This window comes from Rhizobium sp. 01L419 (assembly GCF_056400025.1).
The window spans coordinates 214,106-231,219 of sequence record NZ_JBFTSM010000006.1 but is presented as its reverse complement, the minus strand read 5'-3'; the positions used below and the strand labels follow the sequence as shown (position 1 = coordinate 231,219).

The 17,114-nt window shown below is 61.0% G+C and carries 15 protein-coding genes; 11 read left to right on the top strand and 4 right to left on the bottom strand.

What is annotated here, in order from left to right; all coding sequences use genetic code 11:
- The first annotated feature begins 2 nt into the window (after window positions 1-2).
- The 11 genes from AC1DUP_RS14455 (at window position 3) to AC1DUP_RS14405 (ending at window position 12,628) form a co-directional block, all read left to right on the top strand.
- The gene (locus tag AC1DUP_RS14455; protein ID WP_113301811.1) at window positions 3-992 is read left to right on the top strand and encodes an ABC transporter permease; all 990 of its coding nucleotides are present in this window, start codon (window positions 3-5) and stop codon (window positions 990-992) included.
- Window positions 989-1,999 (top strand): ABC transporter permease, encoded by a 1,011-nt coding sequence (locus AC1DUP_RS14450; protein WP_113508258.1) that lies wholly within the window; start codon window positions 989-991, stop codon window positions 1,997-1,999. The genes AC1DUP_RS14455 and AC1DUP_RS14450 overlap by 4 nt, the downstream gene beginning before the upstream one ends.
- The gene (gene rhaM, locus AC1DUP_RS14445) at window positions 1,996-2,316 is read left to right on the top strand and encodes an L-rhamnose mutarotase (RefSeq protein ID WP_113307856.1); all 321 of its coding nucleotides are present in this window, start codon (window positions 1,996-1,998) and stop codon (window positions 2,314-2,316) included. Before AC1DUP_RS14450 ends, rhaM begins: the two co-directional genes overlap by 4 nt.
- Window positions 2,313-3,680, top strand: a complete 1,368-nt coding sequence (locus AC1DUP_RS14440) for an FGGY-family carbohydrate kinase (protein WP_477832964.1) — start codon at window positions 2,313-2,315, stop codon at window positions 3,678-3,680. Before rhaM ends, AC1DUP_RS14440 begins: the two co-directional genes overlap by 4 nt.
- A gap of 78 nt (window positions 3,681-3,758) precedes the next feature.
- A complete protein-coding gene (locus tag AC1DUP_RS14435) occupies window positions 3,759-4,514 on the top strand; it encodes a fumarylacetoacetate hydrolase family protein (RefSeq protein WP_115036964.1) in 756 nt (251 codons plus the stop codon).
- A 116-nt stretch (window positions 4,515-4,630) separates the two neighbouring features.
- Complete coding sequence (locus AC1DUP_RS14430) at window positions 4,631-5,515, top strand: helix-turn-helix domain-containing protein (RefSeq protein ID WP_477832963.1); 885 nt, start codon at window positions 4,631-4,633, stop codon at window positions 5,513-5,515.
- Window positions 5,516-5,677: 162 nt separating this feature from the next.
- The gene (locus tag AC1DUP_RS14425) at window positions 5,678-7,852 is read left to right on the top strand and encodes a TonB-dependent siderophore receptor (protein ID WP_477832962.1); all 2,175 of its coding nucleotides are present in this window, start codon (window positions 5,678-5,680) and stop codon (window positions 7,850-7,852) included.
- Window positions 7,853-7,942: 90 nt separating this feature from the next.
- Complete coding sequence (locus AC1DUP_RS14420) at window positions 7,943-8,722, top strand: ABC transporter ATP-binding protein (protein WP_477832961.1); 780 nt, start codon at window positions 7,943-7,945, stop codon at window positions 8,720-8,722.
- Window positions 8,723-8,725: 3 nt separating this feature from the next.
- A complete protein-coding gene (locus AC1DUP_RS14415) occupies window positions 8,726-9,601 on the top strand; it encodes an ABC transporter substrate-binding protein (RefSeq protein WP_477832960.1) in 876 nt (291 codons plus the stop codon).
- Entirely contained in the window at window positions 9,585-11,582 is a 1,998-nt protein-coding gene (gene fhuB, locus AC1DUP_RS14410; protein ID WP_477832959.1) for a Fe(3+)-hydroxamate ABC transporter permease FhuB, read from the top strand. The genes AC1DUP_RS14415 and fhuB overlap by 17 nt, the downstream gene beginning before the upstream one ends.
- A complete protein-coding gene (locus AC1DUP_RS14405) occupies window positions 11,579-12,628 on the top strand; it encodes a DUF2218 domain-containing protein (protein ID WP_477832958.1) in 1,050 nt (349 codons plus the stop codon). The genes fhuB and AC1DUP_RS14405 overlap by 4 nt, the downstream gene beginning before the upstream one ends.
- Window positions 12,629-12,635: 7 nt before the next feature.
- On the opposite strand, the gene mmsB is transcribed toward AC1DUP_RS14405, so the two are convergent.
- The 4 genes from mmsB to AC1DUP_RS14385 form a co-directional block, all read right to left on the bottom strand.
- On the bottom strand, window positions 12,636-13,517 hold the full coding sequence (gene mmsB, locus AC1DUP_RS14400; protein WP_477832957.1) for a 3-hydroxyisobutyrate dehydrogenase: 882 nt from the start codon (window positions 13,515-13,517) through the stop codon (window positions 12,636-12,638).
- A 9-nt stretch (window positions 13,518-13,526) separates the two neighbouring features.
- The gene (locus AC1DUP_RS14395) at window positions 13,527-15,122 is read right to left on the bottom strand and encodes a GMC family oxidoreductase (protein WP_477832956.1); all 1,596 of its coding nucleotides are present in this window, start codon (window positions 15,120-15,122) and stop codon (window positions 13,527-13,529) included.
- A 110-nt stretch (window positions 15,123-15,232) separates the two neighbouring features.
- Complete coding sequence (locus AC1DUP_RS14390; RefSeq protein ID WP_113508247.1) at window positions 15,233-16,222, bottom strand: branched-chain amino acid ABC transporter permease; 990 nt, start codon at window positions 16,220-16,222, stop codon at window positions 15,233-15,235.
- Window position 16,223: 1 nt separating this feature from the next.
- Complete coding sequence (locus tag AC1DUP_RS14385; protein WP_113301793.1) at window positions 16,224-17,111, bottom strand: branched-chain amino acid ABC transporter permease; 888 nt, start codon at window positions 17,109-17,111, stop codon at window positions 16,224-16,226.
- Window positions 17,112-17,114: the final 3 nt, after the last annotated feature.

Below are 17,114 nucleotides of genomic sequence, written 5' to 3'. Positions count from 1 at the left end.
GCATGATGAGACTGATCAGAAAACGCGAAACCCTGCTCTTCGCCATCATCGTGGTGATGATCGCCGTCTTCTCGACGCGTGCTGCCGATTTCGCAACGCCGGACAATCTCGCCGGCATCTTCAACGACACGGCGATCCTTATCATCCTGGCGCTTGCGCAGATGACAGTCATTCTGACGAAATCGATCGACCTTTCAGTTGCCGCCAATCTCGCCTTTACCGGCATGGCGATCGCAATGATGAATGCTGCCTTTCCGGGCCTGCCGCTCATCGTGCTCATCCTTGCGGCGGTCGTGATTGGCGCAGCACTCGGTTCGATCAACGGCTTCCTGGTCTGGCGCCTCGAAATCCCGCCGATCGTCGTGACGCTCGGCACGCTCACCATCTATCGCGGCATGGCATTCGTGCTGTCGGGCGGTGCCTGGGTGAATGCGCACCAGATGACGCCGACCTTCCTTTCCGTTCCCCGCACGCCGATCCTCGGCCTGCCGGTGCTGAGCTGGGTGGCGATCATCATCGTTGCGCTGATGTACATGCTGCTGCGTTACAGCCAGTTCGGCCGTTCGGCCTATGCAACAGGCGGCAACTCGACCGCTGCTGTCTACGCCGGCATCGATACGGGCAAGACGAAATTCCTTGCCTTTGTTCTCTCAGGCGCGCTCGCCGGCCTCTCAAGCTATCTCTGGGTCTCTCGCTATGCGGTCGCCTATGTCGATATCGCCAATGGCTTCGAGCTCGACAGCGTCGCAGCCTGCGTCATCGGCGGCATCTCGATTGCCGGCGGCGTCGGCTCGGTCGCCGGAACGGTACTCGGCGCACTCTTCCTCGGCGTCATCAAGAATGCACTGCCTGTCATCGGCATCTCTCCGTTCACGCAGATGGCGATTTCCGGAACCGTCATCATTCTTGCCGTCGTCTTCAACGCACGGCGCGAGCGCAATCGCGGCCGCATCATCCTGCGTGACCGCGCCGCAGCGGAGGTCGCAGCATGAGCATGGTTTCCGCCAATCCAGAAAAGCGCGTCATTCCCGATCGGCTCGGCACACCCTTCAAACGCATCATGTCGAGCTGGGAAGTGCTGCTCTTTGGAGTCGCCGTCCTTATTTTCATTTTCAATTCTCTGGCCTCGCCTTATTTCCTTGATGCCTGGAACCTCTCGGACGCGACCTTCAACTTCACTGAAAAGGCGATGATCGCCTTTGCGATGGCGCTGCTCGTTATCGCCGGCGAGATCGACCTGTCGGTTGCCGCCATCATCGCGCTTGCCTCGACGGCGATGGGTGCGGCGGCGCAGGCCGGTGTTGGCACACCGGGCCTCGTGCTGATCGGCATCGGCACCGGGCTTCTCTGCGGCATGTTCAACGGCTTCCTCGTCTCGGTGCTGAAGTTGCCGTCGATCGTCGTCACTATCGGCACGATGAGCCTGTTCCGCGGCATCTCCTACATCGTGCTCGGCGACCAGGCTTACGGAAAATATCCGGCGGATTTCGCCTATTTCGGCCAGGGTTACGTCGTCTGGGTCTTCTCCTTCGAATTTGTGCTGTTCATCGTTCTGGCGATCCTTTTCGCCATCCTGCTGCATGCGACGAATTTCGGCCGGCAGGTCTATACGATCGGCAACAATGATTTCGCCGCCCGCTTCTCCGGCATTCCGGTCGAGCGCGTGAAATTCATCCTCTTCCTGCTGACCGGCGTGATGAGCGGCATCGCTGCCGTCTGCCTGACCTCGCGCCTCGGCTCAACCCGCCCGTCGATCGCGCAGGGCTGGGAACTCGAAGTCGTTACCATGGTCGTGCTCGGCGGCATCTCGATCCTCGGCGGTTCCGGCACGATCGGCGGCGTTGTCATTGCAGCCTTTGTCATGGGCCTAGTTACCTTCGGCCTCGGCCTGTTGAACGTGCCCGGCATCGTCATGTCGATTTTCATTGGCCTGCTTCTGATCATCACCATCGCGATCCCGATCATCGCCCGCCGCATCAAAGCCATGAGCGCCAAATGACCCTGGAAAAACACGCCTTCAAGATGAAGCTCAATCCCGGCATGGAGGCCGAATATAGGAAGCGGCATGACGAGATCTGGCCGGAACTGGTCGATCTCCTGCACAAATCAGGCGCCAGCGATTATTCCATCCATCTCGATCGCGAGACCAACACGCTTTTCGGTGTGTTGACGCGGCCGAAGGACCACACGATGGCGAGCCTGCCCGAGCATCCGGTCATGAAGAAGTGGTGGGCGCATATGGGCGACATCATGGAAACCAATCCGGATAATTCGCCCGTCCAAAGCAGCCTCGTAACTCTCTTCCATATGCCATGAGTGACTATCGCCGCATCGCCGTTCTCGATATCGGCAAGACGAATGCCAAGGTCGTCGTGCTCGACAGCGCGACGGGCGCAGAAATCGCCGTCCGCAAGCAACCTAACACCGTCATCCGCGACGGCCTCTATCCACACTATGATATCGAGGCGCTCTGGAGTTTCGCGCTTGCAGCGCTGAAGACGTTTGCCAACGAACCGGGTTTCGACGCGATCTCGATCACCACGCATGGTGCAGCCGCCGCCCTGCTCGATGCAGATGGCAAGCTGGCGATGCCTGTCATCGACTATGAACACGAATATCCGCAGGATATCCGCGACGCCTATGATGTGCTTCGCCCTTCCTTCGACGAGACCTACTCGCCGCGGCTGTCGATGGGGCTGAATATCGGCGCCCAGCTTCACTACCAGAAGACCACCTTTCCCGTGGAATTCGTGGAAGTCGCTGATATTCTCACCTATGCGCAATACTGGTCGGCGCGCCTGACCGGTGTCGTGGCAAACGAAGCGACATCGCTCGGTTGCCATACGGATCTCTGGAACCCGAGAACCGGCGCCTATTCCTCGCTGGTCGACACGCTCGCCATTCGTGACCGGATGGCGCCGATCCGCTCGGCCTTCGATGCACTCGGTCCCGTCCTGCCCGGGATCGCTGAGGAAATCGGCATTTCGGTACCTGTCTATTGCGGCATCCATGATTCCAATGCTTCGCTCTTGCCGCATCTTGTCGGCCGCGCAGCGCCGTTCGCGGTCGTTTCGACCGGCACCTGGGTCATCAATTTCGGCGTCGGCGGCGACCTCGACCATCTCGATGCCAGGCGTGATGCCCTTGCCAATGTCGATGCCTATGGCCGCGCCGTACCGTCCTCACGCTTCATGGGCGGACGCGAATTCGAGATGCTCTCAGCCGAGATCGGCCAGGTAGACGATGCCGCGGCAAAGGCCGTCATCGAGGATGTCGTGGTCAAGGGCACTATGCTGCTGCCGAATGTGGCGCCCGGTTCCGGCCCCTTCCCCGGCAAGGTCAGTCGCTGGCTCGGCGCCGAAGGCGCAAGTCGCGAAGAGCGATATGCCGCCGCCTGTCTTTATCTGGCGCTGATGACGGAAGCCTGCCTCGGCCTGATCGGTGCCAAAGGCCCTATTATTGTCGAAGGCCCTTTCGCGCTGAACGAGACCTATCTGTCGCTGCTTTCCGCGTTGACCGGCCGCGACACGATGGCCCTGCCGGGCTCGACCGGCACCAGCCAGGGCGCAGCGCTTCTCGCCGGCATCCGGCCGGTGTCCGGGGTGGAAAAGCATTTCGCGCCCTTGGCAATTCCAGGTCTTCCCGCCTATCGGGAGCGCTGGTACGTCGCGATGGAATAACAGTCTTTCCAAGACTGCCCTTGTCCGTGCCGGCTGCGCCGCTACTGTGGCACCTCTCGATTTGATGGAGGAGACAGCATGACTGAATCATTCGACCCGCGCGCTTTGGCCGCCAAGCTCCACGGCCTGCGCCAGGCCGGAAAGCAGGAGCCGACGAGCGCCTTTCGGCTGCCGAACGATCTGCATCAGGCGATGGACGCACAGAACTTCCTGAAAGCTGAAGAAGGGGTTGCAAGCAACGCCTGGAAGGTCACGGCCTCGCCCGACGGACAGCCGGTCACAGCACCTCTCCATCCCTATGCCGAAGCCGTCTCGGGTGCCACCATCGCCTGGTATCCGGGCCTGAAGTTCGAAACAGAGATCGCCGTGCGTTTCGGCAAGGACCTGCCCTATCGCAGGGGCGCGCCCTACAGCCGCGCCGACGTGCTCGATGCAGTGTCCGCCGTCTATCTCGGCGCCGAACTGCTCGTCAGCGCGGTCAAGGAAAGCGGCGCCGTCTCCTTCCTCCTCTTCCTCGCAGACCGCCTCGGCAATAGCGGTTACGTGCTCGGCCCGTCCATTGCAAAGAGCTTCATCGATACCGCTGCAAGCACGCCGGTGAAGGTCACCCATGGCGGCAAAACGATCTATGATGGCTTCGGAAAGCATCCGAAGGGCGACGTCGTCTCCTGGCTGGTGGACTATGTCAATGATCCGCTGAGGCCGGAAGGCTCGCTGACATCAGGCGCGCTCGTCACCACCGGCACGCTGAGCGGCGCAATCGAACTTAGCGAACCCGGCGAGATCGATATCCGCTTCGGGGATACCGCACGACTGACCTTCTCCGTCGTCTGATATCGGCAGTTCCGCCCGCACAAACTGGGTGATTGTCATCCCGCTCCGCCTCCTGTATTAAACTTGAGTTTATTACGAAGGTTTATTCCGGCGTCTCGCCGGAGGCGGAAGTGGGAATGACGTTTCAACCGCGCATGCAGAACAAGATTCACGGCTTTTCCGTTACTAGAGGCGTCAATCGCCGGGTGTGGAACGGCATCGTGGCCGATGTCTGGGACGTCGACTGCGCCGCCCACAGTGGTGGCTACTATGTATCGCGCGACCCGCGGCTTTTCATCCTCCTCGAAAAACGCGGGCCGGGCAATTCGCGGGTGAAGCTCTCGCCGCGTGCCCATGGCACGGTGCAGGACACTGAGAAGCGTCCGATTTCCTACGTACCTGCCGATATGGAAGTCTGGGCCGATCTGGTGGACGTGCATTCTCTGCGCCATCTCGACATCCATTTCGATGTTGAGACCATCAACCGAAGGCTCGGCGATGATCTCGATCCGCAGCGCCTTGCGAGTGCCCAGCTCCTGTTTTCAGACGAGCGGCTTCTGTCGCTCGCCCAGTTGATTGCCGCCGAATGCATCAATCCGCAGCCGCTGCATGACCTCTACGGCGACGGCCTGGCGCTCGCTCTCATCATCGATGTGCTGAAACTCACCAAGGTGCAGCCACGCAAGCGCAGCAAGCTCGCTTCCTGGCAATTGCGCCGCGCCACCGAATTCATCGAGGAAAATTGCCGGCGCAATATTCGCCTTGAGGAAGTCGCGGCAGTCACCGGCCTGTCGCAATCGCATTTCAGCCATGCCTTCAAAGCTTCGACCGGCGTGGCGCCGCATCAATACCAGACCCATGCCCGCCTTGAGCGCGCAAAACATCTGCTGGTCGTCAGCGAATATCCGCTGACGACCATAGCTGTCGAAACCGGCTTTGCCGATCAGGCGCATTTCACCCGTGTCTTCCGCAAACATCTCGGAACGACGCCGGCGAACTGGAAAAAGGGGCAGATTGCGTAGCTGCAACACATCCGGGCATTTGCGTGCAGTGCGGAAAATTGCCCAAGAACGTTCAATTTCCCCCCGATCGCGACAATCCGGCCAATTAAAATTGAGTTAAACACTCGACTTATTCAAGGCCATACCGTGGCAAGCAGGGCCACGGCACGAGTGGGGTATTCCATGCGATCGCAGACCAAGAGGTTCATCTCGAGGGCAAATCTTCTGACGGGGACTGCCGTCGTCGGCATCATGGCGGCGTCTTCGGCTTTTGCCCAGGATGCCAATCCGACACAGCTGGCGCCAATTGTCATCCAGGGCGGCGCTGACAGCGCGGCCGGTCCGGTCAAGGGTTATGTTGCGAAAAATTCGTCTGTCGGCTCCAAGGGCGATACGCCGATCAACGAGATCCCGCAGTCCGTCTCAGTCATCGGCAAGCAGGAAATGGACGATCGCGGCGTCACCAACAAGATCGATGAAGCACTGCTCTATACGCCCGGTGTCCTCGCCCAGCCCTATGGCAATGACCCCGACACAGACTGGTTCTACATTCGCGGCTTCAACGCCACGCAGACCGGCGTCTTCTTCGACAATCTCAACCTCTTCAGCTACGGCTTCGGCGGTTTCCAGATCGATCCCTTCATGCTGGAGCGCGTCGACGTGCTGAAAGGCCCGGCCTCGGTGCTTTACGGCGGCGCCAACCCGGGCGGCATCATCAATCTCGTGCGCAAGCGCCCGCTCGACGAGCCGCTCTACTACACGGATATCGGTATCAACAGCAACGGCAATGCTTTCACCGGCTTCGACATATCCGACAAGGTCGGCTCCAGCGACGCCATGACCTACCGCATCACCGGCAAGGTCGCCGGTGGTGACAATTATTCGGATTTCTCGCATGATTTCCGCGGCTTCATCATGCCGCAGCTGAAAATTGCGCCTGACGATTCAACAAGCTTCACTGTCTGGGGCTACCTTGCAGGCCTCGATCAAGTCCATACCGGCAATGGCTTCTTCCCCTATGTCGGCACAGTCAAGGATGCGCCCTTCGGCAAGATCCCGCGCGACGCCTTCTATGGCGAACCCGACATCGACGACGGCAGCTATGTTCAGAAGATGATCGGCTACGAATTCGAGCATGAATTCGACAACGGCATCAAGTTCTCGCAGAACCTGCGTTACGGCCGCCTCGACAAACACGAGATCGGTCCGTACCTCAACGGCTGGGTCGGCGGTGTTCCCACAGGCCCGGATTACAATTTGGCGCGTATCGGCTTCGAAGGCCGCTCGGGCGTCGATTCCTTTGGCATGGACAACCGGCTGGAAGGCGAGGCCGAGCTTGGCGGCGCCACACACAACATGCTCGTCGGCCTGGACTACAAATATTACAAGCTCGATAACCTGCAGAAATGGCCGACCTGGCCAATCGCTGCGACGGCGATCAGCGCCACCAACCCGATTTATGGCTTGGCACAGCCGGCCAACGACGTGCAGATCAATCAGACCGTCACGCAGAGGCAGCTTGGTCTCTATGGGCAGGACCAGATCCATTTCGGTAATGGCTGGCTGCTGACGCTCAATGGCCGTTATGACTATGTCGACACCAATTCCGATGCGGTCGTCGGAACGTCTTATAGTTCTGACGACAATGCCGTGAGCGGTCGCGCCGGCCTCGCCTATGAATTCGAGAATGGCCTGACGCCCTATGTCAGCGTCGCTTCCTTCTTCAATCCGCTGATCGGCACTAGCGTCTCCGGCCCGCTGAAGCCGGAAGAGGGCTATCAGATCGAAGGCGGCGTCAAATACGAACCGACCTTCTTCGACGGATCGATCACAGCGTCGGTCTTCCAGATCGACAAGCGCAACAACACGGTCACCAACCCGGCGACCTTCGCCCAGAGCCAGCTCGGCAAGGTACGCTCGCGCGGCTTCGAACTGGAAAGCAAGATCAACGTCAACGATAACTGGAAGGTCATTGCCGGCCTCGACTATACCGATATGGAAGTGCTTGAAAACGAGGCCGATCCGCGATTGATCGGCAAGTCGCCATACATCGTGCCGAAGGTGAGCGCTTCACTCTGGGTCGATTACACGGTCACGACAGGCGCCATGGAAGGCCTTAGCTTCGGCGCCGGCGTGCGCCATCAGGGAACGTCCTGGGCAGATGAAGCCAACACGGCGAAGGTACCCGCCGCGACCCTTGTCGATGCGGCAATCCGTTATGAGAAAGAGAATTGGCGCGCCTCGCTCAACGTCGCCAACCTCTTCGACAAGAACTACGTCGAAAGCTGCGGTGGCTTGACAGTCTGCGGTTATGGTGATGCGCGCACCGTCACTTTCAAGCTCAGCAAGAAATGGTAAGTTGACAAATAGAGTTTAGTTTTTCAGGAAGCTGCGATAAAGGGAGGGCTCTGCCCTCCCAACCCTTAGCAGCAAAGCCGGAGTTTTCTCGTGTCTACGCCTTTCCTGAATCTCGCCGGGATCGAATATGCCATCGGCAGCAGGCCCATTCTCAACGGCATCGACCTGACCCTTGAGACAGGCCGCATCTATGGCCTTGTCGGCCCGAACGGCTCCGGCAAAAGCACCCTCCTGAAGAGCATCGCCCGGCAGATAGCACCGAAGAGCGGCTCGATCTCCTTCGACGGCAAGGCGGCGGCCGATTGGGGCAGCCGCGCCTTCGCCCGCCATGTCGCCTACATGCCGCAGTTTACACCGGCGACCGACGGTATGACCGTGCGTGAATTGGTAGCACTCGGCCGCTTCCCCTGGCACGGCACCCTCGGCCGCTTCAGCGCTGCCGATCGAGACATGGTCGAGGAAGCGATCGTCCGCACAGAGCTCGAGGATTTCGCCGATCGTCTCGTCGCCAGTATGTCCGGTGGCGAGCGGCAGCGCGCCTGGATCGCCATGATGCTTGCCCAGAACGCCCGCTGCCTGCTGCTCGACGAGCCTACCTCGGCGCTCGATCTTGCACATCAGGCAAGCGTGCTATCGCTGGTGCAGGAACTCAGCCACGAGCGCGGGCTCACCGTCGTCATCGTCCTGCATGACATCAACCTCGCGGCACGCTATTGCGACGCCATCATCGCGCTCAACCATGGCCGCATCACTGCCGAGGGCACGCCTGCCGACATCATGCAGGCCGACAAGCTGCAGTCCATCTTCGGCGTCGGCATGGGTGTCTTCCCGCATCCGGTTCGCAACGAGCCGGTCAGCTATCTGTTGTAGGCCATGGCATATTTTTCCCGCAGGCAGTTTCTGGCCGGTGCGACGGCCACGCTGTTGGCCCCCACGCTGCTGCGGGCGGCCGACAGCCTGCGCGTCGCGACCCTTGACTGGGCGATCCTCGAAACCTTGCTGGCGATCGGCGCCAATGTCGTTGCTGGAACGGAGCTGCGGCAGTTTCGCGACGTGGCGGTAACCCCTGTCATACCCGATGACGTTGCCGATCTCGGCCTGCGCGGAACGCCGAATTTCGAAGTGCTGCAATCTGCCCGCCCGGAGTTGATCTTCAACTCGAATTTTTACGCCTGGGCGGATGCACGGATGCAGCCGATCGCACCTGTCGAAAGCCATGCGATCTATAAACCGGGCGAAAGCCCCTACACGCTGGCCGAGCGGGCGACGATTGCCATCGGCGAGCGGCTGCAGCTTGCCGCCGCAAAGCAACTCACCGAAGAGCTTTCTGACAAGCTCGACCGTTACAAGACTGGTTTTGCGGCGGGCGACGGCCGGCCCGTGATCCCGATCAATCTTGGCGATGCCAGGCATTTTCGCGTCTTCGGCTCCGACAGCATGTTCGGTGAGGTGCTGAAGCGGGTCGGCCTCACCAACGCATGGCAAGGTGCAACAAGCTATTCGGCCGCCGCTCCTGTCGGCATCGAGACGCTGGCCTCGATGCCGGATGCCTGGATCGTGATGATCCCGCCCCATCCGGCCGATGCGATCGCCACCCTCTCCACCAGCGCGTTCTGGAATGCGCTACCGGCAGTGCGCGGGAAGCGCGTGCTGATCCTCGGCTCCATCAATCCCTATGGTGCGCTGCCGGCCGCCATGCGGTTTGCCGATCTTCTTCGGGAGGGGCTTGGCCATGCATGGAATGGTTAGTCTCGCCCGACCGGCACGCGGCGTCAGCATTCCCTTCTCGGCGATTGCGTTTGCGGCGCTTTGCATAGCCGCCTTCCTATTGTTGATCGCAACGCGTCCGCAGGTGCCCGGCGATGTTGCCCAGGCCGCAATACTCGATGGCGTGATCCTCTGGAACAGCATTCTGCCCCGCGCGGTGCTGGCACTGATTGCAGGCGCCGCTCTCGGCCTTTCCGGTATGCTGCTCCAGCGTGTGCTGCGCAATCCGATTGCCGATGCATCGACGCTCGGCATTGCCTCCGGCGCGGAATTGGCGATGACGGCGGCGCTCAGTTTCTCGCCGCTGCTGATCGGCCTTTCTCGGGAGGTCGTCGCTTTCGGCGGCGGGCTCGGCGCCGTTGCGCTCGTGCTCGCACTCAGCTGGCGGCGCCGGCTCGATCCGGTGACCGTCGCGCTCTCCGGCATGATCGTCAGCATGATTGCCGCCGCGCTCAGCGTGACACTGATTCTGGCGCGTGGCGAATATGCGATGTCGATCTATATCTGGGGCGCCGGGTCGCTCAGCCAGCAAGATTGGAACGGCCTATTTTCGCTCGGTCCCCGCCTTATGATCGGTTTTGCTGCCGCCATGCTGCTGATGCGCCCGCTCGGTATTCTGACGCTAGACGATACGAGCGCCAGAAGCCTCGGCCTTGCGTTGCATTCGGCGCGCTTTGCCATCCTAGTGCTGGCCGTCTGGCTCGCTGCCTCGGTCACGGCCGAGGTCGGCGTAATCGGCTTCCTCGGTCTCGCCGCCCCGGCAATTGCCCGGCTCTTCGGCGCACGTAGCACCGGAAGCCTGATGATCGCGGCCCCGCTGATGGGTGCCGGTCTGTTACTCCTGACCGATTGCCTGACACAAATCCTCGGGCCAGGCTTCACCGATCTTGCCCCGACCGGCGCCGCAACTGCCATGCTGGGTGGGCCGCTGCTGCTTTTCCTGTTGCCCCGCGTCCATTCCGTCTCTGCTGTAACCGCACAATCGACTGCGGCCCTCAAGAGGCTTTCGAAGCCGCTTGCCACGCTCATTGCACTTTCCGTCGCCATCGTCCTGCTTTTCGTCCTCTTCCTCACGCTCGGCCCGGCCGATGACGGCTGGCATTTCGCAGCGGGAACAGATTTCACCAATCTCCTGGCCTTCCGCCTGCCCCGCACGATCGTCGCCGCCGGCGCCGGCGGCATGCTCGCGGCAGCCGGTTTCATCATGCAGCGGGTCACCGGCAATCCGATTGCGAGCCCGGAAGTGCTCGGCATCAGCAGCGGTGCCGGCGCCGGGCTGACGGTCGCACTCTTTCTCTTCGGCTTCCCGTCACCCGTCATCATGCTGCTCGCCATGGCGCTCGGCGCACTGACCGCCTTCGGCGCCATGATTGCCATTTCGGCCCGCGCACAGTTTTCACCGGAGCGCATGCTGCTGGCAGGCGTCGGCATCGGCGCCTTCGCCATGGCGATCATCACCATGGTGCTCGCGCAGGGCGACATGCGCGGTTACATCCTGCTCACCTGGCTCTCCGGTTCGACCAACCGCGCCGGCAGCTTTGAAGCCTCGACGGCGATGATCTCGCTCCTCGTGCTGGTAGCCCCATTGCCCTTCCTCCGCCGCTGGCTGACGATGCTGCCGCTTGGTGGCAATTCCAGCCGTGCGCTCGGCCTTCGCGTCGGCACAAGCCGGCTGACGCTGGCGATGCTTGCCGCACTGATGACGGCGATCGCTTCCTTCCTCGTCGGCCCACTCAGCCTTACTGGCCTTATCGCCCCCCATCTTGCGCGTCTCGCCGGTTTCCACCGGCCAGGCCACCAGCTTGCGGCTAGCGTCCTCTTTGGCGCCGGCGTGCTGATGACGGCCGACTGGCTCTCGCGCGTCGTCATCTACCCCTATCAGGTGCCGGTCGGCCTCTTCGCGGCGCTGATCGGCGGGCCTTATCTCATCTGGCTGCTTTCGCGAAAGGACACCAAGCAATGATGGCTGCACCCTTTACCGCATCCGGCGTCGCAATCACTGTCGATCCCAACAGGATGCTCGATGAAATCTGCTCGCATTTCGCTGAACACAGCACCGTCAAGCGTGACGGCCAGCAGGTGACGCTGGAGATGACGATCGGCAAGGCGGATATCCGCCACGACGGTCCCAAGCTTGAAATCGAGCTCTCCTGCAAGAGTGCACGCGCACTTCAGAACGTGCGCTCGGTGCTTGCCGAGCACCTCTTCCAGTTCGCCGGCGAAGAAACATTAGAGCTTACCTGGTCGGACGCACCGAAGGCGGACCGCCTGCCCGACCTGCGTGAAATCCGCGTGGTCGGCTCCCGCAACATCAGCCCGCATATGCGGCGGGTGACGGTTGCCTGTCACGATGCCAGGCATTTTGCTCACGGTGGGCTGCACTTCCGACTGCTCATCCCACCGAAGGGCCGCACACCCGTCTGGCCGAAACTGCGTTCTGACGGCCGCATCGAATGGGCGAAGGATGAGGATGCGCTGACTGTGCGCATCTACACGTTCCGCAGCATCGACCTGGACCGTGGCGAGATCGATATCGACTTCGTTCTGCATGAGGGCGAAAATATGCCGGGTGCCGAATGGGCATTGAATGCGAAGCCCGGTGATATCGCTGGGGCACTTGGTCCCGGCGGCGGCGGCGTGCCCGATGCAACATCGATGATCCTCGCCGGAGACGAGACAGCCTTACCGGCTATCTCGCGCATGGCTGCCGAGGTTCCCGCCGGAACACGGCTGCGTATCTTCCTCGAAGTCGATGGCCCGACGGAAGAGCTGCCCCTGCCATCGGCCGGCACTGTCGATCTGACCTGGATGCATCGCAACGGCGCGCCCGCCGGCACGATGGGTCTCGTCGAAACCGCCATCAAGAATGCCCTGGCAGATGCCGATGCCGACACGTTCGTCTGGGCAGGCTGCGAGCGATCCGAGGCCAAGCGCATCCGCGACTTCCTCAAGACCGAGCGGACCCATGACCGGCACAAGATGAGCATTGGCGCCTATTGGGAGCGCTAGACGCTGCCTACATCTTTTCGCGGAACATCTCGATGATGGCGGAGAAATCCCTACCGCCATTTCCGAGCTTATCGAAGAGCGCGTAAAGCTGCGCGGCCTCCGCGCCAAGTGGTGTGGATGCGCCGCTCGCAAGAGCCGCTTCCTGCGAGAGCTTCAGATCCTTCAGCATCAAGGCTGCGGCAAAACCCGGCTTGTAGTCATTATTGGCAGGCGAGGTCGGCACCGGTCCGGGCACCGGGCAATAGGTGTTGATCGACCAGCATTGGCCGGATGAGGTGGAGGCGACATCGAAAAGCGCCTGATGCGAGAGACCGAGTTTTTCGGCGAGCACGAAGGCCTCGCAGACACCGACCATGGAAATGCCGAGGATCATGTTGTTGCAGATTTTCGCTGCCTGCCCCGCACCCGCCTCGCCGCAATGGACGATCTTCTTGCCCATGGCCTCGAGAACGGGCTTTGCCTTGGCGAAGGCTCCTTCGGAGCCGCCCGCCATGAAGGTTAGCGTTCCGGCGCTCGCCCCACCCGTGCCGCCTGAGACCGGCGCATCGAGCGACAGGCAGCCTGCGGCTTTCGCCATCTCATGCGCCTTGCGGCTGCTTTCCACATCGATGGTCGAGCAATCGATTACAAGCGTGCCCTGCGCAGCCGATCGCAGGATATCGGTCCAGGCCGTCAGTACGTGTTTGCCTTGCGGCAGCATGGTGATGAGGATCTCAGCGTCCTTGACCGCCTGACTGGCATGGCTGGCCGGTTTCACGCCGCTTTCCTCAGCCGCTTTCAGCACGGGGGCGGCGAGATCGAAGCCGAGAACTTCGTGACCGGCCTTGACGAGATTGACCGCCATCGGCCCGCCCATATTGCCAAGCCCGATAAATCCGATCCTTGCCATGCTCATCTCCTATCTGTTGTCCTCGAGGATCATGGCCGCCGCCTTTTCGGCGATCATGATCGTCGGCGAATTGGTGTTGCCTGACGTGATCGCCGGTATCACAGAGGCGTCCGCGATCCTCAGTCTTGCGAGCGCGCGCAATCTCAGGCGCGGATCGACGACGCTATCCCTGTCGATGCCCATGCTGCAGGTTCCGACGGGATGGAAAATCGTTGTGCCGATATCGCTTGCCGCTTTCTCCAGCTCCGCCTCGTTCTGGTAGCTCGGTCCCGGCTTGAACTCTTCCGGACGGAAACGGGCGAAAGAGGGCTGGGCCACGATCCGGCGTGTCAGCTTTATTGAACGAACAGCTATGTCGCGATCGCGCTGCGTCGAGAGGTACTTTGGGGCAATCGTCGGCTGAGCTGCAAAATCCGGACTTGAGACATGCACGAAACCGCGGCTTTCCGGCCTGAGATTGCACACACTTGCCGTGATCGCAGGAAAGGTGTGAACGGGATCGCCAAACTTGTCCAACGAGACCGGCTGCACATGATATTGCAGATCGGGCGTCTCCTTATCAGGACCGGAGCGGGTAAAGATGCCGAGTTGGCTCGGCGCCATCGCCATCGGGCCGGAGCGACGCACGAGATATTCGAGCCCGATCGCCGCCTTGCCGATCAGCTTCGACGCCTTTTCGTTGAGGGTCGGTACACCCGTGACCTTGTAGGCGAGGCGAAGCTGCAGATGGTCCTGCAGGTTCTCGCCGATGCCTTTTACCTCCGCCAGCACATCGATGCCTGCCTGCTGCAACACTTCGCCCCGGCCGATACCTGACAGTTCCAGAATATGCGGCGAGCCAATGGAGCCGGCCGACAACACGGTTTCCTTCGCGGCATAGGCTCGCTTGGCCGTGCCGCGGTGCTGAAACTCGACACCGACGACGGCGCCCTCTTCAACCAGCAACCGCCGCACTTGGGCCTTCGTCATGACTGTCAGATTGCCGCGTTTCATGGCTGGGCGGAGGAAGGCCTTGGTTGCGTTCCAGCGGATGCCGGAACGCTGGTTGACGTCAAAATAGCCGGAGCCTTCATTGCTGCCGCGGTTGAAATCTGCCGTTTCGGGAATACCGGCTTCCTTGGCCGCCTTCTGGAAGGCATCGAGCACGTCCCAGCGCACGCGTGCTTTCTCCACACGCCATTCGCCGCCAGCGCCATGCATTTCGTCCTCGCCCTGATAATGGTCTTCCGACTTCCGGAAAAACGGCAGCACGTCGTCCCAGCCCCAGCCGGTGCAGCCCATCTGCCGCCAGAGATCGTAGTCGCGGGCCTGGCCGCGCATATAGATCATGCCGTTGATCGACGAGCACCCGCCAAGCACCTTGCCACGCGGGTAATTCAGCGCCCGTCCGTTCAGCCCGGCCTCTGGTGCGGTGGTAAAACACCAGTCGGTCCGAGGATTGTTGATGCAGTAGAGATAGCCGACTGGAATGTGGATCCAGTGGTAGTTGTCGTTGCCGCCCGCCTCCAGCAAGAGAACGCTGTTGTTACGGTCGGCAGACAGTCGGTTTGCGAGCACGCAGCCGGCGCTGCCTGCCCCGATGATGATATAGTCGTAGCGATCCATGGATCATGCACTCCGAAATGAGCTGCATCCCGCCTACCCGGAGCGGGAAGGCGGGATTTCGCGGCGCCGCTGCACATCTTCCCGCGTTGCAGGAGAAGAGGTCCGCCCGTTCAGCGGCGATAGACAAAACCGAGTTTACGCCCGATCCGCGAGGCGTAGAATTCACCGACGATACCGCGGCGGAAGATCAGCACGCAGATCATGAAGACGACGCCGGTGATGATGGTCACCGGAAATTCCGACGTCGCGAGATAGTTCTGCAGCGTCACGACGAGCCCGGCGCCGAAGACCGGGCCGATCAGCGTGCCGATGCCGCCAAGCAGCGTCATCAGGATCACCTCGCCCGACATCTGCCAAGCGACATCCGTCAGCGTCGCAAACTGGAAGACCAGCGCCTTGACCGACCCGGCAAGCCCGGCAAGGGCTGCTGACATCACGAAGGCGCCAAGCTTGTAGCGCGCCACGGAATAGCCGAGCGAGATCGCCCGTTGCTCGTTTTCGCGGATCGATTTCAGGATCATGCCGAAGGGCGAATTGATGAAGCGCCAGATGATCAGAAGCCCAATCAGAAACACCGCCAGCACGAAGTAGTACATGTTGGTCGAGCTGTTGAGATCAATAAAGCCGAAGAGATGGCCGCGCGGCACGGACTGGATGCCATCCTCACCTTCGGTAAATTTCGCCTGCAGGCAGAAGAAGAAGAACATTTGCGACAGTGCCAGGGTGATCATCGCGAAATAGATGCCCTGTCGGCGGATCGCGAAGAAGCCCATGACGAGACCTAGAAAGGCTGCTCCGACAACGCCGACAAGAATGCCGAACTCCGGCGGAAAGCCCCAGCTCTTCACCGTATAGGCGGTAAAATAGGCCGCCCCGCCGAAGAAGGTCGCGTGTCCGAACGAGAGCAGACCCGTATAGCCGAGCAGCAGATTGAAGGCGCAGGCAAAGAGTGCGAAGCAGAGCAGCTTCATCAGGAAGATCGGGTAGAAGAAAAACGGCGCAAGCAGCAGAAGCAGGAGCCCGATAATCAGGAACCCGGTCTGCACCGAAAGGGCGGTGCGGCTCTTTTCCGTTCGGACGGTTTCGGTGATGTCAGCCATATCACGCATCCCGGCCGAAGAGGCCCGCGGGCCTGATGAGAAGCACGATCGCCATGATGACAAAGATGACGATATTGGACGCTTCCGGATAGAAGACCTTGGTCAGGCCCTCCGCGATGCCGAGCACATAGCCGGTGATGATGGCGCCCATGATCGAGCCCATGCCGCCGACCACGACCACGGCGAAGACGACGATGATCATATTCGAGCCCATTAGCGGCGAGACCTGATAGATCGGTGCCGCCAGCACGCCGGCAAAGGCGGCGAGGCTGGCCCCGAGCGCATAGGTGAAGGTCAGCAAAACCGGCACGTTGACGCCGAAGACCTGAACCAGCGTGGCATTTTCCGTCGCCGAGCGCAGATAGGCGCCGAGCTTGGTCTTTTCGATCAAAAGCCACGTCCCGATGCAGATGACGAGCGAGACGATCACCACCCATCCGCGATAGATCGGCAGGAACATGAAGCCGAGGTTCATTCCGCCGGCCAGTGCCGGTGGCGTTGCATAGGGCTGACCGGATGAACCGTAAAGATAACGGAACGTGCCTTCGACCGCGAGCGCCAGGCCGAACGTGAAGAGCAGACCGTAGAGCGGATCGAGATCGTAGAGCCGGCGCAGGAACAGCCGTTCGACAACCGCGCCGGCAAGGCCAACGATGACAGGCGCCAGCAACAAAGACGGCCAATAGCCGATACCGAGATAATTCAGCAGCAGATAGGCGACGAAGGCGCCGAGCATATATTGGGCGCCATGCGCGAAATTGATGACGCGCAGAAGACCGAAAATGATCGCAAGACCAAGGCTCAGCAGCGCATAGAAGGACCCGTTGATCAGGCCGATCAGCAGCTGGCCGAGCAGCGCCTGCAAGGGAATGCCGAAGATCATCGTCATCGC

Coding starts and splice junctions, on each gene's coding strand:
- AC1DUP_RS14450 (WP_113508258.1), top strand. CDS start 989: ATGAGCATGGTTTCCGCCAATCCAGAAAAGCGCGTCATTCCCGATCGG.
- fhuB (WP_477832959.1), top strand. CDS start 9,585: ATGCATGGAATGGTTAGTCTCGCCCGACCGGCACGCGGCGTCAGCATT.
- AC1DUP_RS14430 (WP_477832963.1), top strand. CDS start 4,631: ATGACGTTTCAACCGCGCATGCAGAACAAGATTCACGGCTTTTCCGTT.
- AC1DUP_RS14455 (WP_113301811.1), top strand. CDS start 3: ATGATGAGACTGATCAGAAAACGCGAAACCCTGCTCTTCGCCATCATC.
- AC1DUP_RS14435 (WP_115036964.1), top strand. CDS start 3,759: ATGACTGAATCATTCGACCCGCGCGCTTTGGCCGCCAAGCTCCACGGC.
- mmsB (WP_477832957.1), bottom strand. CDS start 13,517: ATGGCAAGGATCGGATTTATCGGGCTTGGCAATATGGGCGGGCCGATG.
- AC1DUP_RS14395 (WP_477832956.1), bottom strand. CDS start 15,122: ATGGATCGCTACGACTATATCATCATCGGGGCAGGCAGCGCCGGCTGC.
- AC1DUP_RS14405 (WP_477832958.1), top strand. CDS start 11,579: ATGATGGCTGCACCCTTTACCGCATCCGGCGTCGCAATCACTGTCGAT.
- rhaM (WP_113307856.1), top strand. CDS start 1,996: ATGACCCTGGAAAAACACGCCTTCAAGATGAAGCTCAATCCCGGCATG.
- AC1DUP_RS14415 (WP_477832960.1), top strand. CDS start 8,726: ATGGCATATTTTTCCCGCAGGCAGTTTCTGGCCGGTGCGACGGCCACG.
- AC1DUP_RS14440 (WP_477832964.1), top strand. CDS start 2,313: ATGAGTGACTATCGCCGCATCGCCGTTCTCGATATCGGCAAGACGAAT.
- AC1DUP_RS14425 (WP_477832962.1), top strand. CDS start 5,678: ATGCGATCGCAGACCAAGAGGTTCATCTCGAGGGCAAATCTTCTGACG.
- AC1DUP_RS14385 (WP_113301793.1), bottom strand. CDS start 17,111: ATGACGATGATCTTCGGCATTCCCTTGCAGGCGCTGCTCGGCCAGCTG.
- AC1DUP_RS14390 (WP_113508247.1), bottom strand. CDS start 16,222: ATGGCTGACATCACCGAAACCGTCCGAACGGAAAAGAGCCGCACCGCC.